Source organism: Streptococcus pseudopneumoniae (genome assembly GCF_038148935.1).
Taxonomy (GTDB): Bacteria; Bacillota; Bacilli; order Lactobacillales; family Streptococcaceae; genus Streptococcus; species Streptococcus pseudopneumoniae_U.
On the sequence record NZ_JBBJZX010000243.1, the window covers coordinates 1 to 289 of the forward strand.

The 289-nt window shown below is 45.0% G+C and carries 1 pseudogene; it reads left to right on the top strand.

The annotated features are described in order from the left end of the window. Nucleotides 1-289 (top strand): annotated as a pseudogene (locus tag WKI42_RS10810) (tail fiber domain-containing protein); the annotation flags it as partial.

Sequence of the window (289 nt, forward strand, 5' to 3'; positions counted from 1 at the left end):
GCAAATCTTCACAACCAAGATTGAATCTGTTGTATCTAGCTCAACCTTCCTACAAGCTTATCAAGGTGAAATTGGAGGTTTCACCTTGGGTCAGTTTGACAATGGAGGTGGTCGCTGGATTTCTGGAGTAAACCAATTCTCAGTTGGTATGGGGAATGGTGCTGGTTATGGCACTAAGACAGCTTTCTGGGCTAATTGGGGCGATAACTGGAACCAAGCTGGACCGAACTCCTGGCATGTGGACACAGATGGGCAGATGTATTGTAAGAATACAGTTAGTTTTTATGGG